The organism is Microbacterium marinum, assembly GCF_014204835.1.
Classification (GTDB): domain Bacteria; phylum Actinomycetota; class Actinomycetes; order Actinomycetales; family Microbacteriaceae; genus Microbacterium; species Microbacterium marinum.
Genome location: NZ_JACHMD010000001.1, coordinates 970,295 through 993,496, shown reverse-complemented (window position 1 = coordinate 993,496; position 23,202 = coordinate 970,295). Strand labels below are relative to the sequence as shown.

The window sequence follows — 23,202 nt, the reverse complement described above, 5'->3', positions numbered from 1 at the left end:
CCCCACCGCACATCCGATCGGAGGGGCGGCGCGACGCCGCCCCTCCCCCACTCTGGAGTCCCTATGAGCGCTACCGCCACGCGCACTCTGCGCACGGCTCTCCCCCCGGAGGAGCCCTCGATCCCGCAGTGCGGAACGAGCCGGGCCGGCTACTGGCTGTACCTGCTGCCGGGTTTCGTGCTGCTGCTGGTCATCGTCGTCATCCCCCTGGTGTGGAACCTGTTCCTCACCTTCACCGACTGGCGGGGTGTCGGCAGCCCCGAGATCGTCGGGGCGGAGAACTGGATCGCCATCCTCGGCGACGACGACTTCTGGACGTCGTTCGCGAACTCGGTGTGGATGGTGCTCGCCATGGTCGTCGTCCCGACGATCATCGGCCTCTTCGTCGCCGCGGCGCTCTTCGACGTCATCGGGCGAAAGTTCGGCGGCCGCGTCGCGAGCTTCCTGCGTGCCACCTACTACCTGCCCCAGATCCTCCCCGTCGCCGTCGCCGGCATCGTGATCGGCTGGATCGTCCGGCCCGGCGGAGACGGCGCCCTCAACCAGATCCTCGGCTCGTTCGGCATCGGACCGGTCGACTGGCTCGGGCAGATGCCGTCCGCCCTCATCGTCCTCATGGTCGTCCTCGTGTGGGTGCAGATCGGCTACCCCGTCGTCGTCTTCATGGCGGCGCTGCAGCGCGTCGACCCCGAGCTCTACGAGGCTGCCGAGCTCGACGGCGCGAACTGGGGCCAGCGGTTCACCGCCATCACGATGAGCATCATCCGGCCCGAGATCTTCGTCGTCACCCTGACGTGCACGATCGCGGCGCTGAAGGTGTTCGGCCCCGTGTACGTGATCACGAGGGGCGGCCCTGCAGGCGCGACCCTCGTCCCCGCGTACTACGCGTACCAGGAGTTCTTCACGAAGCGGAACGTGGGTTACGGCGCGACCATCGCCACCGTCCTCACGATCGTCGTAGTGATCGTCTCGATCGTCTTCGTCCGCGTGCAGAACACGCTCGAGCGCAAGGAAAGGGCGGGACTGTGATGGCCACCGCGATGATCCCCCCGGCATCCGCCCGCAAGACCCGCCCCCGCGGCGGCATGACACGACGGCGCGGACGCGACTGGGTCGTGATCGGCCTCGTCGCCCTCGGCGCGCTCGCCATCGTGGCGCCGTTCTACCTCGTGCTCGTCAACTCCTTCAAGTCGCCGGTCGACTACGCGACCTCCGGACCCCTCGCGCTCCCCCAGGCGTTGGACTTCACCGGCATCGGGAAGTTCTGGGAGCGGGTGAACTTCCCCGAGAAGGTCTGGAACTCCGTCTTCATCTCCGGGATCGTGGCGGTCCTGGCCGTTTTGATCTCGATGCTCAACGCGTTCGCGATCGGCATCGGGCGTGTGAAGGGCCGCACGTCGATCGTGCTGCTCTTCCTCCTCGCGAACCTGCTGCCGCAGGAGGCGCTGCTCTACCCGCTGTACTACATGTTCAAATCGGTGGGCCTGTACGACAGCGTCTGGGCGGTGATCATCATCTTCGTCGTCATCCAGGCGGCCTTCGGCACCTATCTCCTGTCGTCGGTGTACGGCACCTTCCCCAAGGAAGTGCTCGAAGCGGCATCCCTCGACGGGGCCAGCAGGTGGCAGATCCTCTGGCGGGTGGTGTTCCCCATCAGCCGTCCGACCCTGTCGGTGCTGCTCATCTTCTTCTTCATCTGGACGTGGAACGAGTTCCTCATCCCTCTGACTTTCCTCGCCTCCAACGCGAACCAGACCGTGCCCGTCGCGATCAGCGTGCTGCAGGGCGACCGCCTCATGGATGTGACCACCACCAGCGCGTCCGCGCTGCTGGGCATCATCCCGACCCTCATCTTCTTCCTCATCTTCCAGCGCACCCTCACGCGCGGCATCACCGCAGGAGCAGTCAAGTAATGAAGTTCACCGATGGTTTCTGGCAGCTGCGTCCCGGCGTCAGCCCGCTGTACGCCCAGGAGGCGTACGACCTCGATACCGGCATCCACCCCACCGACGGGGAGAGCGTCGTCGTCTCGGCGACGACCGCCGTGATCGCCACGCGCGGCGACACCCTCAACCGCGCCCTCCTCACCGTCACCCTCTCCTCCCCGCTCGAAGGGGTGGTCCGGGTCCGCATCGAACGCCACGCCGGCTCCCGTCGCCACAGCGGATTCGAGCTGCCCGGCGCCGTCGCGGGAGGAGCCGGGCACGCGACGGCGTCCTCCGACACGGCAGAGCTGCGCACCGGCTCCCTCGTGGCACGGGTGCGCCACGGGGCCCCGTGGTCCCTCGATTTCGAAGTCGACGGCACACGGATCACCGGCAGCGGATTCCGCGCTCCCGCGTGGCTCGGGGTCGATCCGGACGCGCAGGTGGATGCCGGGGTCGTCGGCGACCGCGTGAGCGGAATGGACCTGCCCGTGGCATCCGCCTACGTCCGCGAGCAGCTGGACCTCGGCGTCGGGGAGCTCGTCTACGGGCTCGGCGAGCGCTTCGGCCCGCTGGTCAAGAACGGCCAGAGCGTCGAGATCTGGAACGCCGACGGTGGCACCTCGAGCGAGCAGGCATACAAAAATATCCCGTTCTACCTCACCAGCCGCGGCTACGGCGTGCTCGTGAACGACCCGGGTCACGTGTCGTTCGAGGTCGGGTCCGAAGCGGTCGAGCGGGTGCAGTTCTCCGCGTCGGGCGAGGCCCTGGAGTACTTCGTCTTCGCAGGCCCCACCCCGAAGGACGTGCTCTCGCGCTACACGGCGCTCACGGGGCGCCCGCCCGTCGTCCCGGCCTGGTCGTACGGGCTCTGGCTGTCGACGTCGTTCACGACCGACTACGACGAGGCGACGGTGACCTCGTTCATCGACGAGATGGCACGGCGCGAGCTGCCCGTGTCGGTCTTCCACTTCGACTGCTTCTGGATGCGCGAGTTCAACTGGTGCGACTTCGAGTGGGATCCCCGGGTCTTCCCCGACCCCGACGGCATGCTCGAGCGCCTGCACGCGAAAGACCTGCGGGTGAGCGTCTGGATCAACCCCTACATCGGCCAGCGCTCCGCCCTGTTCGCCGAGGCCGCCGAAGCCGGCTTCCTCGTCCGGCGCCCCGACGGCACCATCTGGCAGTGGGACAAGTGGCAGGCGGGCATGGGACTCGTCGACTTCACCAACCCCGATGCGACCGCCTGGTACCAGGGCAAGCTACGCGCCCTGGTCGACCAGGGCGTCGACTGCTTCAAGACCGACTTCGGCGAGCGGATCCCGGTCGACGTCGAGTGGGCCGACGGCTCCGACCCCGAACGCATGCACAACCTGTACACGCAGCTCTACAACGCGGCCGTCCACGACGTCCTCGTGAGCGAGCGCGGCGAGGGCGAGGCCGTGCTCTTCGCCCGCTCCGCCACGACCGGCGGACAGCGGATGCCGGTGCACTGGGGCGGCGACAACACCTCAACGTTCCCATCGATGGCCGAGACCCTCCGCGGCGGGCTGTCCCTCGCCTTCAGCGGCTTCGCGCACTGGAGCCACGACATCGGCGGATTCGAAGGCACGCCCGACCCGACCGTCTTCAAACGCTGGACCGCGTTCGGGCTCCTCAGCACGCACAGCCGCTTCCACGGGTCGAGCTCGTACCGCGTGCCGTGGAACTTCGACGAGGAGGCGGTCGAGGTCACCCGCCGCTTCACCCACCTGAAGATGCGGCTGATGCCCTACCTGTTCCAGCTCGGTGTGGATGCCGCCGCCACCGGCATCCCCGTCTTCCGACCGATGCAACTGGAGTTCCCCGAGGACCCCACCGTAGGGCACCTGGACCGACAGTTCATGCTCGGCGGCGACCTGCTCGTCGCACCCGTGCTGTCGGCCGACGGCGAGGTCGAGTTCTATCTGCCGGAGGGCACGTGGACCCATCTGCTGAGCGGCGAGCAGGTCGAGGGCGGCCGCTGGCGCCGGGAGCGCCACGACGTCTTCTCCCTGCCGCTGTACGCGCGTGCGGGTGCCGTCATCCCCTGGGGAGCCCGCACGGACCGCCCCGACTACGACTACCTCGACGGGCTTCAGCTGCGCGTGTTCGCCGGCGGAACGGGGCAGCGCGACGTCGCCGTCACCACGCCCGACGGACGCCGCGAGGTCTTCACCGTCTCGCTCGACGAGGTCACCGGCTGAAACGAGCGGATGCCGCGGCCCGGGCTGTCACCCAGGGCCGCGGCATCCGCTCTTGGTCTTCAGACCAGCGACTCCCGCCAGGCGCTGTGCAGCTGCGCGAACTTGCCGGTGCCGGCGATGAGGGCGGCGGGGGTGTCGTCCTCGATGATCCGGCCGTGCTCCATCACGAGCACACGGTCGGCGATCGCCACCGTCGACAACCGGTGCGCGATGATGATCGCGGTGCGGTCGGCCAGCAGGGTCCCGAGGGCCTCCTGGATCTGCCGTTCGCTCGGGATGTCGAGCGACGCCGTCGCCTCGTCGAGGATCAGCACCGCCGGGTCGGCGAGGAAAGCCCGCGCGAACGAGATCAGCTGACGCTGCCCCGCCGACACGCGGCCACCACGCTTGTTCACGTCCGTCGCATACCCGTCGGGCAGTCGCTCGATGAAGGCGTGGGCGCCGACGGCGCGAGCGGCCGCCTGGATCTCGTCGAGGGTCGCGTCGGGCTTTCCGAGGGCGATGTTGTCCGCGACGGTGCCGCTGAAGAGGTAGGCCTCCTGCGTGACCATCACGATCGCCCGGCGGAGATCCTTCGGGTGCAGCTGCCGCAGGTCCACCCCGTCGAGGGTGAGGCGGCCCCGGGTGGGGTCGTAGAACCGTGCGATCAGCTTCGCGAGCGTCGACTTGCCCGCGCCGGTGGTGCCGACGAGCGCGATCGTCTGCCCCGCCGGGATGTCGAGAGCGAAGTCGGGCAGGATCGTCCGGTCGTCGGAGTACCCGAACGTGACGTCCTCGAACCGGAGGTGTCCGCGCGCCTCCCACAGATCGACCGGCTTCGCGGGGTCGGGAACGGTGGGCGACTCCTCGAGCACGCCCGACACCTTCTCGAGCGCAGCCGTCGCCGACTGGTACGAGTTGAGAAAGAAGGCCACCTCCTGCATCGGTGCGAAGAAGTTCCGCACGTACAGGACCGCCGAGAGCAGGAAGCCGAGTTCGAGCGCGCCGCTGGTGACGCGGAATCCGCCCCAGAAGACGACGAGCGCCAGCGACACCGACGCGAGCGCCATCATCCCGGGCTCGAAGGTGCCGAACAGGCGGATCGACCGCATGTTCACGTCGCGGTAGTCGCTGGAGAGGCCGCCGAACTCGCGATCGTTGGCCGGCTCCTTGCGGAACGCCTTGACGGCGCGGATGCCGGTCATCGATTCGACGAACTTGACGATCACCTTCGCGCTGATGACGCGGGACTCCCGGTAGACGACCTGCGAGCGGAGGTAGAACCAGCGCATGAGGAAGTAAAGCGGGATGCCCATCGCGGCGAGGATGAGGCCGGACTGCCAGTCGAGCAGCAGCAGGGCGACGAGGGTGAACCCGCCGTACAGCAGACCCGAGACGAGCTCGTTGAGCCCGCCGTCGAGCAGCTCGCGGATCGTGTCCAGGTCGCTGGTCTGACGCGAGATGATCCGGCCCGACGTGTACGACTCGTGGAACTCGAGGCTCAGCCGCTGCGTGTGCAGGAAGATCCGCTTGCGGAGGTCGAGCATCACCGCCTGCGTCAGTCGCGCCGCGACGACGGCGTACCAGCCGATGAGCGCGGCGCCGCCGACAGCGGTGATGAGGAAGATGATCACGACGAGGATCGTCGGCATCCAGTCCGCTTCGGCACGCACCGCGGGCAGCGCGTTCGCGATGCCCCAGCCGACGAGGGCGGGCCCCGCGACGCGGAGCGCGGTGGAGATGACGAGGACGATCGCGGCGAGCACCAGCTGCAGGCGCAGCGGGGTGACCAGCGAACCGAGCAGGCGAAGCGAGCGGCGCCGGATCTCACGGCTCTCGGCGCGGGTGTAGTCGGAGCGGTCTTCGCCGCTGGTCCCGGTGACGGTGCTCACAGGGACACCTCCCTCTCGTGCTGACGTTCCTGCTCGTCCTCGAGGCTCGAGATGACGTGCCGGTAGTGCTCGCTGCTGCGCAGGAGCTCGGAGTGCGTGCCGACCGCGGTGATCCGCCCCTCCTGGAGGAGCGCGACCCGGTCGGCCAGCATGACCGTCGACGGTCGGTGGGCGACGACGAGCGCCGTCGTCTCGGCGAGGACTTCGCGGAGGGCATCCTCGACGAGCGCCTCGGTGTCGACGTCGAGGGCGGACAGCGGGTCGTCGAGGACGAGGACCGCGGGCCGGGCGGCGACCGCGCGCGCGAGCGCGAGACGCTGACGCTGACCGCCGGAGAGGCTGAGGCCCTCTTCGCCGATGATCGTGTCCACGCCGTTCGGGAGGTCGTCGACGAACGACGCCTGCGCCACGTCGAGCGCCTCGCGCATCACGCGCTCGGCTTCGGCGCTTCCGCGCTCGAGGTCTTCGCGGCCCAGTAGCACGTTCTCGCGGACGGACTGCGAGAACAGCGTCGCGTCTTCGAAGGCCATGCCGACGTGGCGGCGCAGTTCGCTGAGCGTCAGGTCGCGCACGTCGACACCGTCGAGGGTCACACGACCACCCGTCACGTCGTACAGACGTCCCGGCAGGGTCGTCAGGGTGGTCTTCCCCGACCCCGTCAGCCCTACGAGGGCCATGGTCTCCCCCGGCCGGAGCGACAGGTCGATCCCGTCGAGGAGGTCGCGCTCCGCGCTCCCGGCATCCTGATACCGGAACCGCGCGCCCTCGAAGACGAGCTCGCCACGCGGGCGGTCGATCGTGGTGGGGTTCTCGGGGTCGACGATGGTGTTCTCCTCGTCGAAGACCTCGAAGATGCGGTCGGTCGCGGTGCGCGCGTCGACGAGGAAGGAGAACAGGAAGCCGATCGACTCGACCGGCCACCGCAGGATGGTCGCCATCGCGAAGAACGCGATGAGTGCACCCTGGTCGATCTCGCCGGATGCCGCGAGGTAGATCCCCGCGCCCAGGCACAGCGCGAAGGCGATGTCGGGCAGCAGCACGAGCCAGAACCAGATCCATCCCACGGCCCGGGCCTTGTTGATCTCGGTCTGGCGGAGCGTCTCGGCCTGGCGGGTGAACTTCTTCAGGGCGTGCGAGCCGCGTCCGAAGGCCTTCAGCACGCGGATGCCGTGGACGGATTCCTCGACCGCGGTGGCGAGGTCACCGGCCTGGTCCTGGCTCTGGCGCGAGAGGGCGCCGTATCGGTTCTCGAAGATGTAGCCCGCGACCCACAGCGGCGCCGACACCACGACGAAGATCGTGCCGAGCAGCCAGTGCCACCGGAAGAGGATGATCGAGCCGACCACGATCGTGATGACGTTGACGACGAGCAGGACGACGCCGAAGGCGAGCCACCGGCGGATGAGGCTGATGTCCTGCATCATGCGGCTGAGCAGCTGCCCCGACTGCCACCGGTCGTGGAAGGCGACGGGGAGTCGCTGCAGCCGCGAGTAGAAGTCGGTGCGGAGCTCGTATTCGACGGCGGTCGCCGGGGCGAGGACGAACCACCGGCGCGCCCACACCATGAGCGCTTCGAGGAGGCCGAGCAGCAGCACGACGGCCGCGCCGACGGCGATGAGGCCGGGCTCGCCGGAGGCGATGGGGCCGTCCGTGCCCACGATCTGTTCAAGGACGAGAGGGATGCCGAGGCCGAGCAGGCTCGCCAGCAGCGCGCTGGCGGCGCCGAGGCCGAGTCGCGGCAGAACGGGGCGCGCGAAGGGGATGAGGCGCGCGAGAGAGCGGGCGGTGGACAGACGGGGAGGCGTCGAAGAAGTCATGTTCCTGCAGAGGTGAGAGAGGATGCCGGGGCGGCGAGGCGCGCCACAGGGCGCAGACGATCAGGGCCGAATCGGCCCGTCGAGGGAGAACATCGGGAGGCGCGGAGAACTTCCGCGCGGAGTCATCCCTGTCGGGCGGGGCGTCCGGCGGCGAGGAAGGCGACGGACTTCGTGTAGACGATCTCCGGGAACATGGCTTCCTCCTCGATAGGGCCGGTCGTGGCGCCCGCATCGTGCGCGGGAGCCCTCCAGGATATCGCTGAGTATTCGCTGAAAGCAAGCGCTTTCTGGCGCCGGGTCAGATCGCCTCGCGTGCGAGCAGGCTCTCCTTCACGGAGAGTCCCCACGCGAATCCGCCGAGCGCTCCCCCGGTGCGCAGCACCCGGTGGCAGGGCACGAACAGCGCGGGTGCGTTCTTCGCGCAGATGGATGCCGCGGCGCGGACGGCCGACGGGGATCCGAGGACCGCGGCGAATCCGGCGTAGGTGAGCGGGCGCCCGGGTTCGATGGTGCGGAGCGCCTGCCAGCCGGCCAGCTGCATCGCGGTCCCGTGCTGGCGGACGCGGACGGCGTCGATGGCGGCGAGCTCGCCGGCGTAGTACGCGGTGACGGCTTCGGTGGCCGCGGTGATGACGGGTGCCGCAGGAGCTACCGGGACGGGGCGGTCCGCGGGGCGCAGTCGGTTCACGATCTCTTGCGGGTCCGCCGTCCATCCGGAGGCGAGCACGACGCCGTCGTCTTCGAGGATCGTGAACGGGCCGTCGGCGGTCTCGACGGTCTGCAGGAGGACGGTCATCGGGTTGCCTTTCCAGAGGGGAGGGTCTCAGCCGGGTGACGCCAGGCCTGCGTCACGGGTGCGGCGTACCAGAGGTGGGCCATGAGGTAGCTTCGCCAGGGCGCCGTCCGAGTGGCCCATGCGGTGAGGCCGGCGGCGTCGGACGGGATCCCTGCGGCGGCGGCGCCCGCGCGCGCGGCGACATCGCCGGGCAGCAGGATGTCGGGGTCGCCGAGCACCCGCATCCGTACATAGTCGGCGGTCCACGGGCCGATGCCGGGGAGGGCCAGGAGTGAGGCGCGCTGCTCGGAGGAGTCGTCCCCCGGACCGAGTCGCAGCTCTCCTGTGGAAAGAGCGGTCGCCGCCCCCACGATGGCGCGCACGCGCGCGGCCGGTCCCCGCAGCACCTCGGCGCCGTGCTCGGCGATCGCGTGCGGGGTGGGGAACAGCGCCATCGGCCCGCGGGACGTCTCTACGGGCTCCCCGAGTTCGGCGACCAGCCGCCCCATCACGGTGCGCGCCGCGGCGACACTGATCTGCTGTCCGATCATGGCGCGGATGAGCATCTCTCCCGCGTCGACGGCGGCGGGCAGGCGCACCCCGGGGACGGCGGCCACCAGGGGACGGACCTCCGGGTGCCGGGAGAGCGCCTCGTCGACGGCTTCCGGGTCGGCATCCAGATCGAAGAGTCGGCGCACGCGGGAGATCAGCGCGGAAAGATCTCGCAGCGAGGCGAGCTCGACGTGAAGCCGCAGGCGTCCGGCGGAAGCAAGGCTGACCTCGAACCACGCAGGGCCGCCCGGCAGAAGAAGCACGCGAGAGAACCGATCGGGCTCCCCGATCTCGGCGCCCGGTACGGCGTGAGCTCTCATCCAGCCGAAGAGGCCCGTCGCGTCGAAAGGCTCGCGGAACGGGAGGAAGAGCTCGATCCGACCCGGCGGACGCGCGCCGGCGGTCCGCCGGGCGCGCAACTGGGTCGGCGTGAGCGCGAAGACCTCGGCCATCGTCTCGTTGAACTGGCGCACGCTGGCGAATCCCGCGGCGAATGCGACATCGGCGACGGGCAGGTCGGTGTCGACGAGGAGGGTGCGCGCGGTGTGCGCGCGGTGCGCGCGCGCGAGGGCGAGGGGGCCTGCTCCCAGCTCGCCGGCGAGGAGTCGCGTGAGGTGCCGTGTCGAGTATCCGAGCTGCGCGGCGAGCCCCGTCACGCCGTCACGATCGACGACGCCGTCGGCGATGAGGCGCATGGCGCGCCCGGCGACGTCCCCACGGAGGTTCCATTCCGGCGACCCCGGGGTGGCTTCGGGCAGGCATCTCTTGCAGGCGCGGAAGCCGGCCTCGTGCGCGGCGGCACTGGTGGGGTAAAACGTGACGTTGGCCGGCTTCGGAGTGCGCGCCGGGCAGCTGGGCCGGCAGTAGATCCCCGTCGTGCGGACGGCGGTGACGAATTGACCGTCGAAGCGCGCGTCCCTCGCGTCGATCGCGCGATAACGCTCATCGAAGGTGGCGGCGTTCGAGGTCATGCGTCCAGCCTGGCACGACCCTCCCCCACCGGCTGGCGGAAATCGGACGCGGCGGTGAGCCGCGTCCGGGTCACACCGTCGCCGGTTCCACGCTCCACGACAGCGACGATACGCATGCGTCCAGCAGCGCCTTGACGAGCACGTTGGGCCGGTCGTCGGCGGGAGCGTCGTCGGGTCGGATCACGGATGCCGTGAGCTGCAGCCCGCGGCGGCGGCCCGTCCCGGGGATCGGCGTGAGGTAGACGACCTGGGTGACGCGCACCGGCGCGTCCTCGAACACCTGGCGGGTCTCGCGCTCGAACCGCAGGAAACGCTTGTCTCCGAGGAGCGGAGTCGCCCCCTCCTGGCGGATCAGCGCCTGCACGAGGGAGTCGAGCGTGTCGCCCGGTGTCGTCGGCGTGCGCAGGGATGCCACGAGCGAGGCGGGCAGCGCGAGCGCGGTGTCGTCGCCGGTCGCCGGGGCGAAGAACGCGATGACATCGGCATCCGCCATCTGGGCGAACGCGTCCGCGAGCAGAGGTCGGATCCGCGCGAAGAGGTCGGGCCGGTGGGCGTCCAGCAGGCGCCGGCGGACGTCGCGCGTCATCTCCTCCTGCGTCTGCTCCGACGCCTCACGGCGGACCCATCCGGTCGGGAGGGCGAGGGCGAACGCAGGGTCGGCTCGGACGCCGAGCTGCTCGCGCAGGCTGATGCGCTCGGGGGTGGACTGCAGGCCGTGGGGATCGGTCATCGCGTGCCTCCGGAGGGAGAGTCATCGAGCAGGAAGAGGGTGCCGAGGTCGTGCCCGAGGGCGCGTTCGAGGGTCGCTTCGTCGAGGATGCCGCGACTGTGCAAAATCTCGAGGGCGTTGTCGCGGTCGGAGAGGATCGCCGCGCGCTCCGCGGCGGGAAGCGCGGCGATCGCCGCGCCCGCCGCGCTCACGGCGTCGACCGCGGGGGGCGCGGCCGGCTCATCGGCGACCGCCTCGGGCGCGCGCACCCGGAAGCGCGCGAACATCGCGATCGCCGACACCAGCGAGATGACGAACGACGCGATGACGGCGGGGTACCAGGGCTCCCACCCGGTGAAGTCGTCGTAGGCCGCGCTGTTCGGCATGGCGAACAGACCGAAGCCCGAGAAGATGACGGCGACGACGACGATCCCGGTGACAAGGGCGTCCCAGCGCGCGCCGCGCACGATCCACAGGACGAGCACGACGAGCTGGGTCAGCGCCGCGATGATGAACAGCACACCTGCGAGGGGCACCGAGTTCTCGGCATCCATGCGGAAGAAGTTGAATCGGTCGCCGCCCAGGGCCGCCACCGCACCGACGGGCGCGACGATCCCGATGATCGCGATGACCGCCGTCAGCCAGACGAGCGCCCGGCCGGACGCCGAGGGCGCGGGCCGCGACGCGCGCTCCGCGGCGGAGGAACCATCCACTCCGAACCAGCGGTAGATCTCCGGATGCCGCTGGAAGGCGATCGACTCGAGGCGGCCGAACCGGACGTCTGCGGCGAGGGAGTGGTCCTCGGCCCACTCCTGGGCACTGGCGTGGAGGAAGCTCATCGTGTCGGCACGCTATCAGCCCAGTCGGCGTCGGACCGAGCGGCGAGCATTCCCTCGGGAGCGACCCCGCGGACCGGCGTGCCGTCGGGGCCGAGGAACTCGAGCGTGTGCACGAAGGCGTGGAACTGGCCGATCAGCATGGCATGCAGTTCGGGAAGGGTCGGCTCGAGCCGGACGAGGACGACGGCCTCTGCCGAAGCGAAGAGGATGTCGGTGCCGATGAGGGTGATCCCGGTGACGGGGTCGGGCAACTCCCGCACCAGGAGCACACCGTCCCCCAGCTGCTCGGTGGGGTACAGGTCGCCCTCTCGCACCGCGTCGGGAAGCGCCGCCGGCCGGGCGCCGAACGAGGCGCTGACCTGCGCGACGAGCGGTGCGGGCACAGGCCACAGCTCGAACGCGAGCGCCGCCTCGTCGGGGCGGGCATCGAGCGCCGCACCCAGGAGAGCGGCGACCGGCTCTGCCCACTCGTCCCGCCAGTGCTCGGCCCACGCCGTGCGGATTTCGGCCAGCTGCGCCTGCACCCACGCGTCGCGGTCGTCGACCTCGGCGGGCAGGAGGAGCCACCCGGGGACCTCACTGTGTCCCGTGAGCCGCCACATGCCGGCGGCCCAGCCCTGCGGCATCCGCTCGTCGTCGTTCTCGCTGGTCGCGGGCGGAACCTCGGCGATGTCGGTCACAGGACGGCTCCGACCCACGGGAACAGCGAACTCGGCTTCCGGCCGGGATTGCCCGTCCAGGTAGCGATCTTGTCGCCGATTCCCCACGCGCCCGACGCCATCATGTACGTCCCCTCCCAGGCCGCCGACAGCACGGTCGAGTTGCACCATCCGTTCGCCGAGCCGGCGACCGACTCTGCCAGATTCGTGAGCTGGGTCGTGTTCTTGCCGAACATGAAGCGCGTCATCGCATCGGCGAAACCGACGGGGTTGTTCATCGTGTAGAGCCCGCGGCCCGCGTTCAGGAGCCCTCGGATGCCACCGCCGCTGAGCGTCATGACGCTCGAGAGCGAGCGCAGCTGGCCCGCCGCCGCCGACCAGGCCGAGGGCCGGAAGGCGGTGACCATCTCGGCGCCGAACGAGAGCAGACCGGGCTTGCCCTGGAACAGCAGGCCGATCTTGCCGATCGGGATCACGCCGATGAGAGCGATGATCAGCTTCTCCGCACCGGCATCCTGTCGGAGCACCTGATAAGCCGTAAGCAGGAGTGTCGCGACGCCGACCACCGCGCCGATGAGGGCGAAGATCGGGCCGCCGATGATGATGCCCGCGATGGCCACGACGATCGCGACAACGCTCAGCACCTGGAGCACGACGGCGACGACGCCGTCGAGGTCGTCCCAGAAGCCGTCCTCGATCGATCCGTCGAGCACCTCGCCGATGCCGTCCACGGCGGCGTCGAACGCGTCCTCCCAGGTGTCGTACTCGCGATCGAACGCGCGGGCCTCCACGAGCCAGTCGTCGTACAGCTCGCGCTTCTGCTGGTCGTCCTCAGCCTGCTGCTCGGCGACTTCCTCGACGAGCGGGGCCGGCCCGAACCGTTCGAAACGCTGTCCGGGAGCCGACGCGTAGCGGGTCCACGCCTCCTGTGCGTTGTCGACGGCCGTTCGGATGCGCGGCTTGCAATCCTCGACGGCCTGGCCGTACGCGAGGATGACGGGCCCCGTCGGCTCGTACATACGCCCGGCTCGGCGGAGCTCCTGATGCGTGTCGCCCACGATCTCGCGGATCTTCTCGATCGCCTTGCCGCGCTGGTCGTCGCCCTCGCTGACGAGCTGCTCGAGCACATCGGCGCTGGAGATCATCTGGCGACCGATCGACTCGATGCGACGTCCGCGCCGCTTGATCGTGGACGCCTCTCCCTCGAGGGTCTTGATGGTGCGTCCTGCCGGTGACTGTTCCATGGTCTCCCCCGTTGTCAGACCGCGCTCGGGCGGGTCGCATCGGTCGTGCCCGACGCGTCGATGTCCATCTCGGCTGCCGTCTCTGCGTCCCAGTCCTTGAATCCGTCGAGGACGCCCTGCACGTGCTCCTGGATCTTCGTGATGTCGCGCACAAGATCGCCGCGGCGGTCGTTCCAGCGACCCTCGAAGTCGCTCACCTTGTCAGAGAGAGCACCCTTGCCGTACGGCTTGCCGATCGCGTCGGCCAGTTCATCGGCGAGGTCGCCCGCATCCTCGAGCTCGGTGATGATGTTCTTGAGCCTGGTGCTGGTGCGATCCAGCGTCGAGAAGTTGATCCATACGGCATCGGTCATCGCGACTCTCCCCCGTCGGGCTGCTCTGTCCGCAGCGTCTGATGCGTTGTCTGAGGACACGCTATCGACGGCCGACGCGCATGGCGATGGAGAGTACTCCCCTCTTGACAGGGGCCGCCGCGATCTGTCAGGGAGCGGGCGCGAACTGCGGGTCGCCCGGGGCGATCCCGAAGAACAGGGGGTCGGAGGGAGACTCCTCGCTCGGGAGATATCCTTCCGCCAGCCGCGCATCGCCGAACAGCGCCTTGCCCAGCTCGCGGGCGTCGCCGTGCTGACATGCCGTGGTGGCCTTGACGAGAACGTTGCCGTTGTCGACGAAGGTCACAACCAGCAGAGAGAACACACCCTGCTGACGCACGATGACGTCTCCCGAGCCCTCCCCCTCCGCGCCCAGCTCCATCCCCTCCACGGTGAAACCCGCATCGTCGAGGTGAGCGGCAACCTTCTCTCGGAGACCGTCCACAGACGCGGGATCGATCGTGGTCGACCGCGTCAGATCGAACTTCCAGCCGTCGTCGCAGCCCGACGATGACGGAACCATTCCGTACTCCGCACTCCCACCGACCACCCAAGGCCCCTCGTCGATGATCGCGAGCACGAGATTGGTCTGCTCGCGGTAGTCGAAGTACACCGCTTCGGCTCGCTCACGCACGTCTGCCGTCGGCTCCATGTCGGGTTCCCCTCCACATCCGGTCAGCAGAGCAAGCATCGTCGCCGCGCCGAGAAGGGCCACCGCCGTCCGTTTCGCTTTCACTGCAGCACCTCACCGTTCGCCACGATGTTGGCAATATTACGGAACGACTCAGAGTCCCGTGCCAGGTAGCCGTTGTCCTGCTCCCACCATCCCCAGATCGAATTGCCGCCGTCGTGTGAGGCGTGCCCCGGGGTCGACAGCACCGATTCATCGCCGCCACCCAGAGCCGGCGCCGTCCCGCCGTCACTCTCGAACGTCGTCGCGCCGGGGATGTCTGCGGGATCTGTACCGTGACCGAAGGAACTGACCTCTCCGTACCGGGCGACGAAATCCCACGGTGCCCGCGTGGCGTATATCTCGGTGCCCGTGTAGTCCATCTGCGCATCTCCGGTCCAGCCCGCGTGATACCCATCCGGCACACCCGCAGAGCCGACTGCGATCAACCGATCGACACCGAGCTCCTCCGGGGAGCCACCCACAGCCAGGAACGCGGTCGTACTGCCGTAAGAGTGGCCGATGACCGAGGTGGTGATCTGCGACGACACTTCGGCATCCAGCCCGCGGAGGGTCGCCGCGAGGCGCGCCGCCCCCTCGGTGGCACTCCCCATGGTGTGCTCTGTCGCCAGATTCGGCGAGTCGTATCCGTACCACGCGATGCTCACGGAGCCCGTTGGCTGGGCGCCATAGGCCTCGGCGTAGTCGTTGAGGTCGCGGGCGCTCTGTCCCCAATCCTCGAGATCACCGAGGCCCGAGAACATCCCCCCGACGAGCACGTTCACGTTCGTCACGCCCGCGAACGGGTCGATCACCTGACCTCGTTCGTCTCGGCGCACGTCGTAGACCACCGCTGCCGTCGCCTGCGGCTGCTCGAAGGGGTGGAACATCAAGAGCTCCCCGTCGTTCCAGTCCAGCTCGATCCCCAGCTGCTCGAACTGGCTGTCGAGGGGGTCTCCATAGGGGCCGGCCGCGATCGTCTCGTCGTAGACGGCGCGGTTGGCCTCGAATCTCGTGGCATACGGCACGCCCTCGAGGTTGCCGACGAACTCCGGCCGCCGGGAGGTCACGTCGTCGCGCTGCGCGTCGGTCAGGCCCGCCCAGATCTCGGCGACCTCGGCGGGCGAGTCCGCGTTCGCCAGGGCATCGATCGCCGCACGCATCGCGGTCGATCCCCCGGCCGACTCGACATTCACGATCGCCGCGAGCGCCTGGCCGTACGCGTCGTCCCAGAAGCCGTACGCGGCTTCCCACGCCGCCCACAGGTCCGCGAGCGCCCTCCGACGGGCGGCGAGATCTTCCTCGGCAATCTCGACGGCGGATGCCGCCTGCGCGGTCTGTGCATCGGAGGCGTCCGACGACAGCGCGCCCTCCCGGGTCTGCGCGGTCGCGGCAGCCGACTCCGCGTCGCCGACGGCGCGATGAGCCGCTTCGATCTCCGGCACGAGATCGTTGGCGGCGCGGGCGTGCTGAGCGACGGCCTCCCCGTAGCCGCGCACCGCCACGGAGATCCGCCGGAGCATGCCGACGGTCGGCCGGATGCGGTGGGCGATCTCTCCGGCATCCGCCGTCGCATCGCGGATCGCGGCGCCGCGCCCCTCGAGCCCGCCCTCGATGTTGCCGAGCACGAGGCGGGCATCTCCGGCGTGCTCGAGCACGTTCACGATCGCGCCGTGCAGCGCCTCGATCGAGCCCGAATCGAAGTCGATGTGCTCGAGGAGGTAACCGCGGTCAGGAGAGGTCAGCGACATAGTCCGCATCCCATCCGTCGCCGAGCGATGCATCGAGCGACGCGAAGGAGTCGACGATGGCGCGGAGCTGTTCGCCCAGCAGCAGCCCGTCGTCGGTCTCGGTGCGCGCGCGCACCAGCGCCGCGCCGATCGCGTTCTCGAGCATGACACGCAGCAGTGTGCGCCCGCACGGGTCGCCCACGCCGGTGTCACGCCGCCAGGTGTCCTCGATGTGCGCGCGGTATCCCCCCAGCGCGCCGTCGAGGATCAACGCGGCCTGCTCGAGCTGTGCCCGGTCGATGTCGACGTCACGTGCCACAGCGGTCCCCCTCTACGGCGAATGGGCCGGGGCCGATGCAGCCCCGGCCCATTCGACGGTCAGATCCTCGACGCGGTTCAACCGCCGGCGAGCTGCTGGTCCAGGTCCTGGATCGCGCGCATCATGCCCAGCAGAGCTTCGGACATGTCGTTGATGCCGTCGACGGCACTCTTCAGACCCGTCGTCAGCTCCCCGTAGCCCTCACCGAACTTGCCCGACGCGTGCTGCGTCTTGAAGTCATCACCCAGAAGAGTGTCGACCTGCGACTTCAGCGTGTCCAGCTGACCCTGAATGTCATCACGAGCCTGCGACAGCGACGACGCAACCTGCTCCATCTCTCCATAAGACGCACCGAAATCGGCCATCGTCCACACCTCCAGTAATCGGAAACCCGACCCACCCCGGGCCGATGAGAACAGTCAACCCGACCCCACCCCATCCGCCAATGGGGAGACCTCCCCACTTGACGCTCGCTGGTCGGATGCCGTATATGCCCCCTACCGCGGAGACACGAAGAAGGGGCCGGCCTGACGGCCGACCCCTTCTCGGAGCAATCCAGCGGAACTCAGCCGCCGGCGAGCTGCTGGTCCAGGTCCTGGATCGCGCGCATCATGCCCAGTAGCGCCTCGGACATGTCGTTGATGCCGTCGACGGCACTCTTCAGACCCGTCGTCAGCTCCCCGTAGCCCTCACCGAACTTGCCCGACGCGTGCTGCGTCTTGAAGTCATCACCCAGAAGAGTGTCGACCTGCGACTTCAGCGTGTCCAGCTGACCCTGAATGTCATCACGAGCCTGCGACAGCGACGACGCAACCTGCTCCATCTCTCCATAAGACGCACCGAAATCGGCCATCGTCCACACCTCCAGTAATCGGAAACCCGACCCACCCCGGGCCGATGAGAACAGTCAACCCGACCCCACCCCATCCGCCAATGGGGAGACCTCCCCACTTCTCGGACCGCTGTCCCCACCCGTGTCAGGCGGAAGCGCTCACCGGAGCCCAGTCCAGGCTGAGAGCCATCGCGTCGTACAGTGCGCGAGCGGCAGCGCGGGCGGGGGCGTCGATGGGGACTCCTCCCCCACTCCACGCCGACCCGGTCACCGTCGGTCGGCGACGTCGATCTCGCCATCGAAATGGGCCCAGACGAGCCACGGCACCGGGCCGAGTCGCCGACCCTGCGCGCGGGTCTCGTCGGAGACGTCCGCGGCGCTGAGCGCCGCATTCCATCGCGATGACAGGGCGGCGGCGTCTGCGGCATCCGGACGGAAAGCGGCCAGCCGCACTGCTTCCTTCCGGAGCGCCTGATCGTCGCGGCTGCGGTCGGCGCGCGCGTCGGCGCCGCGCGCGGGGCTGGTCGCGCTGCCGCGCCGGCGGGCGAAGATCACCGCCAGGGCGACCAGTTCGACCAGCAGGATGCCCCCGGCCACGAACCACAATCCCAGCTGCTCCTGCGTGAAGGGCACGCCGCGGGATGCCGTGCCGACGATCATCCGGTATCCGATGAGCAGCGCGAGGACGACGGCGACGATCACCGTCATCACCATCCCCACGTATGCGGGGTAGGGCGAGGCCCGCCGTGCGAGGAGCCCGACGACCACCAGCAGCACGGCGGCGATCGGCGTCGCGACGATGACGAGCGGCAGCGCGATCTCGATGTCGACGACGACGCCGCGAACGGGCGGCAGGAACATCGACGCCGCCGTCACGACCGCCAGCAGCGCAAAGGTGAGCACGGTGCCCCAGACACGGTCGTGGGAGCCTGTTCCGAGGTCCGAACGGCGCGGGACAGGGATCGCGTCGCGCGGCCCGGATACGAAGTCGCGGCGCTCCCGCGACAGGCGCATCACGGCGGGGAGCAGGCGATTGGAAAGCCCGCGGTCCGCGGCGATGGCTTCGGGAGCGGCACGCGCGACCGCGATGATCTCCTCGTCGCTGCCCACCAGCTGAACGGTACGGGTGCTCATGCAGAACCTCCCCTCACGACCGTGCGGGGACGGGGAGTGCAGCCCCCTCCACGAGCGGCACCTGGACGGTGACCGCGCGCCCGGCCTGCACGAAGATGCCTCGTCCGGCGGGGAAGTCGGAGCGCTTGACCTTCGGGAACGGCACCTTGAACACGGCATCGCCGTCGAATGCGTCGGGCTTGAGGATGATGCCCTTGCGGCCGCCCTTGAAGTCGCCGATGAGGCCGAAGCCGCTGGTGACCTGATTGACGTCCACGTCGCCGACCAGCAGGTGGTCGCTGCGGTTGATCGCCTGGAACAGCGCCTTCATCGGGCGCTCGGCCGGCGAATCGGCGAACTGCGGCACATCCTCGATGACGATCATGAGGCGCTGACCGAGAGACTCGTCGGCGACGAGCTCGGCGAGCTCGGTCGCGAGCTCCTTCGCGTCGTCGGGAGTCGTCGCCGTGCGCATCCACGGAGCGAACTCCTTCAGCTGCGAACGCCGACCGCCGAAGTGGAAGAGCTTCACGTCGGGGTCGAATCTGGTCATCGCGAGGATCATCGACTTGAGGGTCGTCGTCTTGCCCGACTGCGGCGGTCCTGCGACCACGAAGCTGCCGACCGGATCGAAGTCGCGCGCCGCGAGGGTGTCCTCGGCCACACCCAGAACGGGGAACTCGCCGATGCGATCGGGGAGGTCGCCCGCGTCGAGGCGGGTCGGGAGGGACCCGATCTCGGGCACCTCGCGCGCCCCGCGGGCACGGAGCTCGTCGGCGAGCTGCTGGAGGAGTTTCGTCTGCTCGGCGACGTTGGGGGTGCCGCCGAGGACCGCGATCTGCATCTCGAGCCCATCGACGATCGCACGCCCGGGTTCGGACCGCTCGTCGAGCACGTCCTTGGGAGCGTTGAGGAGCGAGTAGGCGTTCGCGTCGGACAACCGCAGGATGACGCGCCGCGAGACGTTGGAGCTGACGGCGGTGGGCACCGAGCCCGAGCGGTCGGCCGTCGCCACGACGTGGACGCCGAGCGGGCGACCCTCGCCGAGGATCCGCATGAAGGCCTGATAGAACGGCATCCGCGCCGTCGTCGACTCCCAGTCCGCACGGAACTGGGGCAGGCCGTCCAGGAGCAGGATGATGCGCGCCTCGTCGCGTCCGGTCAACTCGCGGTATTCGGCGATGCTGGCGGCGTTCGCCGCACTGAACCGCTTGCCGCGGTCGTCGAGCACGGCGCCGAGAGAGCGCATGATGCGCTGCACTCGCTCGCTGTCGTCGCCCGGGATGATCGAGCCGACGTGCGGCAGCGCCTCGAGGCTCTTGAGCGATCCCGATCCGAAGTCCAGACCGTAGACCTCGACGTTCTCGGTGCGTCGTCCCATCGCGGCCGAGATGGCGATCGTGCGCAGGACGGTGGACTTGCCCGACCCGCTCGTTCCGTACACGAGGAGCGATCCATCGCGGTCCGGTTCGAAGTAGACCGGCTCCTGCAGCTGACGCTCGGGGATGTCGGCTTTGCCGAGGAGGATCGCGCCGGCGGCGCCACCCGCCAGCTCACGGATGTCGACGGTCGTCGGCAGGTCGTCGAGCCACGGACGACGCGGCGCCGGGATGCGCGCCTGCTTCGCGGCCTCGATGAGCGTCGCCACGATCCGCTTCTGGTCGTTGGGACCGGGATCGGCGTCGTGGGAGTCGCTCTCCCCCGCATCGTCGAGCTCCCACTTCTGGATCGAACCGAAGCGCAGCTCGGCGACCGACACGTCGGCGGCCACGACCTCGTCGGAGCTCCACCCACCCGCGTAGGCGGACTGGAACGGGACCAACCGCCCCGGGCCCGTCTTCGCGATACCGCGCCCGGGGATCGAGGGCGGGAAGCTCGCCGCGACCGGATCGTCGACGACGTCTTTCGAGTCGGATTCGTCAGCCATGCGCAGCGCGACCCGGAGGTTGGTGTTGGCGCGGAGGTTGTCCTTGATGACACCGGCGGGACGCTGCGTGGCCATGATCAGGTGGATGCCGAGGGAGCGGCCGCGCTGGGCGATGTCGACGACGCCGTCGACGAACTCGGGCACCTCGCCGGCGAGCGCCGCGAACTCGTCGATGACGAGGACGAGGGCGGGCGGGGTGTCGGGGTCGCGGCGCTTCTCGAGCTCGAGCAAGTCTTTCGCCTTCTTGCGGTTGAAGAGGTGCTCGCGGTGGTGGAGCTCGGCGCGCAGGCTCGTGAGGGCCCGCCGGACGAGATGAGGGCTGAGGTCGGTGACGAGGCCAACGGTGTGCGGGAGCTCGACACAGTCCGCGAAGGCAGATCCGCCCTTGTAGTCGACGAACAGGAAGGTGACGCGGTCGGGGCTGTGGGCGGCGGCCATGCCGAGGACCCATGCCTGCAGGAACTCGGACTTTCCGGCACCGGTGGTGCCGCCGACGAGGGCGTGCGGTCCCTGCGTGCGCAGGTCGAGGGTCATGGCGTCTGTCGCGCCCTGGCCGACGATCGCGCGGAGGTTGCCGGCCTTCTTCAGCCGCGGCAGGGTGGCACCGGAGCGGTCGATGATCGTGTTGTTCTCACGCCAGCGCTCCACCGCGAACCCGGCGTCGGATGCCGTCTCGTTGCCGACGAGGGACAGGAACATCACCGAGTTGGGGATGTCGGACGAGTCCTCGATGACGGTGCTGGAGTCGACGACGGGCGCGAGCCGCTTCGCGAGGACGGTCATGAGCTCGTTCGAGACGCCTTCGACCTGCGCGTCGGTGTAGTCGACGCCGCTGCGGACGACGCCGACGCGCGCCTTGTCGAGTCCGGCGCTCACGTCGACGAAGCTGCGGCAGACGGCAGGCAGGGCTTCGACGACGGGCGCGACGAAGAGTCCGTAGACGCCGACGTCGGCGCCGCGCTCGAGCACCTGCGTGAGCCGCGCGCGATCGACCGGTGCATCGGCCGTCACGATGACGACGACGGCGGTCTGACCGGGGAACGTGGCATCCTCCGCCGCGCGACGGACATCGGTGCCGTAACGCATCGTGTCCCAGTCGTTGTCGTAGGGCAGCCGAGGCGCGCTCGACGCTTTCGAACGGCGCATGACGAGCTCTTCGAGTCCCGACAGGAGAGCGGTGCCGGTGGAGGCGGAGTCGGACAGCGGCATGTCGCGGAACGGGCTCCGCTCGCTCGAGGTGTGCGGGAGCCAGGTCAGCCAGTCGAGCTGCTTGGCCCAGTCGGGCTCGGTGAGAGCCACGGCGACGAGCTCGTTGGGCGAGTGGAGGCCGAACAGCTGGGTGCAGATGCCCCGCAGCGCATCGGCGGCTTCCCGCTCGGGCCCGGCGACGCCGATGACCCCGACGCTCTGCAACGACTCGAGAACCGGGACGCCGTCGATCATCCTGTACCGGTCGCGGAGGCGATCGACGCGCTCGACGTACTCGGGCAGCGCGTCGGGGTTGTCGGCGCGCTTGACCGAGGTGCGCGACGGCGCCTCGCACGTGCCCAGGCGGACGGCGAGGAAGTTCCAGTGCTCGGGACGGCGCGTCCAGAGCATCCCCCCGAGGCGCATCGCCTCCTCGAACACGCTCGCGACCGGCGGCACCTCGGCGTTGCGTACCTCACGCTCGCGCGGGCGCTCGCGGTAGAGGGTCTCCTCGAGCTCCTCGAAGGTGCGCTCGAAGACCTCTGCCTCCTTCTTCACCCGCTGGCCGATCTGGGTCTTCTGCGAGATGAAGTTGCCGAAGAGCATCATCGGCGTCATGAAGATGATGAACAGGGATCGCGGGTTGTTCGTGATCGAGAACATCGCGACGCCGAGGATGACGGGGGCGACGAGCATCGGCCACGGGAAGATGCGGGATGCCGGTTCCTTCGGCATCCGTGGTTCTTCCAGCTCCTCACCGACGTAGCGGGGCTCCACGCGCGGGCTGCGGTTGAACAGCAGCGCGCCGCCGCGCTCGAGGACGGGGTCCTGCTCGACGGGGGCGAAGTCGGGGACCAGCTGCACGACGATCTCGGTGTCGCCGAGAACGAAGCGCTGACCGGGGATGACGCGAAGGCGGGGCACGAGTCCGCCGTCGACCACGATGCCGTTGGCGGAGTTGAGGTCGACCAGCTCGATGCTGCCGGAGCCGACCTCGATGCGGGCGTGCCGCTTGGAGACGAGCGGATCCTCGATGACGATGTCGCTGCCGGCGACGCGCCCGATCGTGAAGTGCCCCTTGGGAAGCGGGATCTCCCGACCCGTGAGGGGGCCGCCGACGATGTGGAGCACCGCGGCGGCTGGGCCTCCCCCGCCGCGGGTGGCGACGTAGTCGGGCCCCAGGTTCACGACGGTGGCGAGGAATCCGGATCCGACGGGCGCGTCGCTGATGAGCATCGACGGGTCGAGCATGACGTGGTCGTTCGAGGTCGGCGGGGCGACGGTCAGCGTGAGCACGTCGGCGGGCGTCGCCAGCACCTCGCGGGCGGGGTCCGTCTCGACGATGCGGCGCGCGACGTCCTGCACCGTCGCGGTGGTGTCGGAGGTGACGACGACGTCGGTCGTCCGCGCATCGCGACGCTGGAGGGTGAGTTTCAGTCTCATCGGAGTGTCCTCGTCGTGCGCG

Annotated in this window: 19 protein-coding genes; 3 read left to right on the top strand and 16 right to left on the bottom strand. The window is 69.4% G+C overall.

Features of this window, described 5'->3' with window-relative positions:
* Nucleotides 1-63: 63 nt before the first annotated feature.
* Genes BKA24_RS04785 through yicI form a run of 3 tightly spaced genes read left to right on the top strand, consistent with a single transcriptional unit; the run spans nucleotide 64 to nucleotide 4,150 of the window.
* Nucleotides 64-1,029, top strand: coding sequence for a carbohydrate ABC transporter permease (locus BKA24_RS04785; protein ID WP_184215678.1), 966 nt, complete (start codon nucleotides 64-66; stop codon nucleotides 1,027-1,029).
* Nucleotides 1,029-1,913, top strand: a complete 885-nt coding sequence (locus BKA24_RS04780; RefSeq protein WP_221417276.1) for a carbohydrate ABC transporter permease — start codon at nucleotides 1,029-1,031, stop codon at nucleotides 1,911-1,913. The genes BKA24_RS04785 and BKA24_RS04780 overlap by 1 nt, the downstream gene beginning before the upstream one ends.
* On the top strand, nucleotides 1,913-4,150 hold the full coding sequence (yicI, locus tag BKA24_RS04775) for an alpha-xylosidase (protein WP_184215676.1): 2,238 nt from the start codon (nucleotides 1,913-1,915) through the stop codon (nucleotides 4,148-4,150). The genes BKA24_RS04780 and yicI overlap by 1 nt, the downstream gene beginning before the upstream one ends.
* Nucleotides 4,151-4,209: 59 nt before the next feature.
* Here yicI and BKA24_RS04770 read toward each other — a convergent pair whose 3' ends face one another.
* The 16 genes from BKA24_RS04770 to BKA24_RS04695 form a co-directional block, all read right to left on the bottom strand.
* Nucleotides 4,210-6,021 (bottom strand): ABC transporter transmembrane domain-containing protein, encoded by a 1,812-nt coding sequence (locus tag BKA24_RS04770; protein ID WP_184215674.1) that lies wholly within the window; start codon nucleotides 6,019-6,021, stop codon nucleotides 4,210-4,212.
* A complete protein-coding gene (locus BKA24_RS04765; protein ID WP_184215672.1) occupies nucleotides 6,018-7,838 on the bottom strand; it encodes an ABC transporter ATP-binding protein in 1,821 nt (606 codons plus the stop codon). The genes BKA24_RS04770 and BKA24_RS04765 overlap by 4 nt, the downstream gene beginning before the upstream one ends.
* A gap of 298 nt (nucleotides 7,839-8,136) precedes the next feature.
* Complete coding sequence (locus BKA24_RS04760; RefSeq protein ID WP_184215670.1) at nucleotides 8,137-8,634, bottom strand: methylated-DNA--[protein]-cysteine S-methyltransferase; 498 nt, start codon at nucleotides 8,632-8,634, stop codon at nucleotides 8,137-8,139.
* Nucleotides 8,631-10,136, bottom strand: coding sequence for an AlkA N-terminal domain-containing protein (locus BKA24_RS04755; RefSeq protein WP_184215669.1), 1,506 nt, complete (start codon nucleotides 10,134-10,136; stop codon nucleotides 8,631-8,633). The genes BKA24_RS04760 and BKA24_RS04755 overlap by 4 nt, the downstream gene beginning before the upstream one ends.
* A gap of 70 nt (nucleotides 10,137-10,206) precedes the next feature.
* On the bottom strand, nucleotides 10,207-10,866 hold the full coding sequence (locus tag BKA24_RS04750; RefSeq protein WP_184215667.1) for a protein TPRXL: 660 nt from the start codon (nucleotides 10,864-10,866) through the stop codon (nucleotides 10,207-10,209).
* On the bottom strand, nucleotides 10,863-11,684 hold the full coding sequence (locus BKA24_RS04745) for a hypothetical protein (RefSeq protein ID WP_184215664.1): 822 nt from the start codon (nucleotides 11,682-11,684) through the stop codon (nucleotides 10,863-10,865). The genes BKA24_RS04750 and BKA24_RS04745 overlap by 4 nt, the downstream gene beginning before the upstream one ends.
* Complete coding sequence (locus tag BKA24_RS04740) at nucleotides 11,681-12,364, bottom strand: hypothetical protein (RefSeq protein ID WP_184215662.1); 684 nt, start codon at nucleotides 12,362-12,364, stop codon at nucleotides 11,681-11,683. The genes BKA24_RS04745 and BKA24_RS04740 overlap by 4 nt, the downstream gene beginning before the upstream one ends.
* Complete coding sequence (locus BKA24_RS04735) at nucleotides 12,361-13,587, bottom strand: hypothetical protein (RefSeq protein ID WP_184215660.1); 1,227 nt, start codon at nucleotides 13,585-13,587, stop codon at nucleotides 12,361-12,363. The genes BKA24_RS04740 and BKA24_RS04735 overlap by 4 nt, the downstream gene beginning before the upstream one ends.
* Nucleotides 13,588-13,601: 14 nt before the next feature.
* Nucleotides 13,602-13,940, bottom strand: coding sequence for a flagellar protein FlgN (locus BKA24_RS04730; RefSeq protein WP_184215658.1), 339 nt, complete (start codon nucleotides 13,938-13,940; stop codon nucleotides 13,602-13,604).
* Nucleotides 13,941-14,067: 127 nt separating this feature from the next.
* Entirely contained in the window at nucleotides 14,068-14,610 is a 543-nt protein-coding gene (locus BKA24_RS04725; RefSeq protein WP_184215655.1) for a hypothetical protein, read from the bottom strand.
* Nucleotides 14,611-14,690: 80 nt separating this feature from the next.
* Nucleotides 14,691-16,379 carry an alpha/beta hydrolase gene (locus tag BKA24_RS04720; RefSeq protein ID WP_184215654.1) on the bottom strand — a complete coding sequence of 563 codons (1,689 nt, stop codon included), beginning with the start codon at nucleotides 16,377-16,379 and terminating at the stop codon, nucleotides 14,691-14,693.
* Entirely contained in the window at nucleotides 16,360-16,677 is a 318-nt protein-coding gene (locus BKA24_RS04715; RefSeq protein WP_184215651.1) for a hypothetical protein, read from the bottom strand. Before BKA24_RS04715 ends, BKA24_RS04720 begins: the two co-directional genes overlap by 20 nt.
* Before the next feature lie 77 nt (nucleotides 16,678-16,754).
* Nucleotides 16,755-17,042 (bottom strand): WXG100 family type VII secretion target, encoded by a 288-nt coding sequence (locus tag BKA24_RS04710; protein ID WP_184215649.1) that lies wholly within the window; start codon nucleotides 17,040-17,042, stop codon nucleotides 16,755-16,757.
* Nucleotides 17,043-17,242: 200 nt separating this feature from the next.
* Nucleotides 17,243-17,530, bottom strand: coding sequence for a WXG100 family type VII secretion target (locus tag BKA24_RS04705; RefSeq protein ID WP_184215649.1), 288 nt, complete (start codon nucleotides 17,528-17,530; stop codon nucleotides 17,243-17,245).
* A 246-nt stretch (nucleotides 17,531-17,776) separates the two neighbouring features.
* Complete coding sequence (locus tag BKA24_RS04700) at nucleotides 17,777-18,643, bottom strand: hypothetical protein (RefSeq protein ID WP_184215648.1); 867 nt, start codon at nucleotides 18,641-18,643, stop codon at nucleotides 17,777-17,779.
* 13 nt (nucleotides 18,644-18,656) lie between these two features.
* Nucleotides 18,657-23,180, bottom strand: coding sequence for a type VII secretion EssC family protein (locus BKA24_RS04695; protein WP_184215646.1), 4,524 nt, complete (start codon nucleotides 23,178-23,180; stop codon nucleotides 18,657-18,659).
* Between the last annotated feature and the right edge of the window lie 22 nt (nucleotides 23,181-23,202).

Coding starts and splice junctions, on each gene's coding strand:
- BKA24_RS04785 (WP_184215678.1), top strand. CDS start 64: ATGAGCGCTACCGCCACGCGCACTCTGCGCACGGCTCTCCCCCCGGAG.
- BKA24_RS04755 (WP_184215669.1), bottom strand. CDS start 10,136: ATGACCTCGAACGCCGCCACCTTCGATGAGCGTTATCGCGCGATCGAC.
- BKA24_RS04745 (WP_184215664.1), bottom strand. CDS start 11,684: ATGAGCTTCCTCCACGCCAGTGCCCAGGAGTGGGCCGAGGACCACTCC.
- BKA24_RS04735 (WP_184215660.1), bottom strand. CDS start 13,587: ATGGAACAGTCACCGGCAGGACGCACCATCAAGACCCTCGAGGGAGAG.
- BKA24_RS04730 (WP_184215658.1), bottom strand. CDS start 13,940: ATGACCGATGCCGTATGGATCAACTTCTCGACGCTGGATCGCACCAGC.
- BKA24_RS04760 (WP_184215670.1), bottom strand. CDS start 8,634: ATGACCGTCCTCCTGCAGACCGTCGAGACCGCCGACGGCCCGTTCACG.
- BKA24_RS04765 (WP_184215672.1), bottom strand. CDS start 7,838: ATGACTTCTTCGACGCCTCCCCGTCTGTCCACCGCCCGCTCTCTCGCG.
- BKA24_RS04710 (WP_184215649.1), bottom strand. CDS start 17,042: ATGGCCGATTTCGGTGCGTCTTATGGAGAGATGGAGCAGGTTGCGTCG.
- yicI (WP_184215676.1), top strand. CDS start 1,913: ATGAAGTTCACCGATGGTTTCTGGCAGCTGCGTCCCGGCGTCAGCCCG.
- BKA24_RS04695 (WP_184215646.1), bottom strand. CDS start 23,180: ATGAGACTGAAACTCACCCTCCAGCGTCGCGATGCGCGGACGACCGAC.
- BKA24_RS04700 (WP_184215648.1), bottom strand. CDS start 18,643: ATGAGCACCCGTACCGTTCAGCTGGTGGGCAGCGACGAGGAGATCATC.
- BKA24_RS04750 (WP_184215667.1), bottom strand. CDS start 10,866: ATGACCGATCCCCACGGCCTGCAGTCCACCCCCGAGCGCATCAGCCTG.
- BKA24_RS04780 (WP_221417276.1), top strand. CDS start 1,029: ATGGCCACCGCGATGATCCCCCCGGCATCCGCCCGCAAGACCCGCCCC.
- BKA24_RS04705 (WP_184215649.1), bottom strand. CDS start 17,530: ATGGCCGATTTCGGTGCGTCTTATGGAGAGATGGAGCAGGTTGCGTCG.
- BKA24_RS04720 (WP_184215654.1), bottom strand. CDS start 16,379: ATGTCGCTGACCTCTCCTGACCGCGGTTACCTCCTCGAGCACATCGAC.
- BKA24_RS04725 (WP_184215655.1), bottom strand. CDS start 14,610: ATGGAGCCGACGGCAGACGTGCGTGAGCGAGCCGAAGCGGTGTACTTC.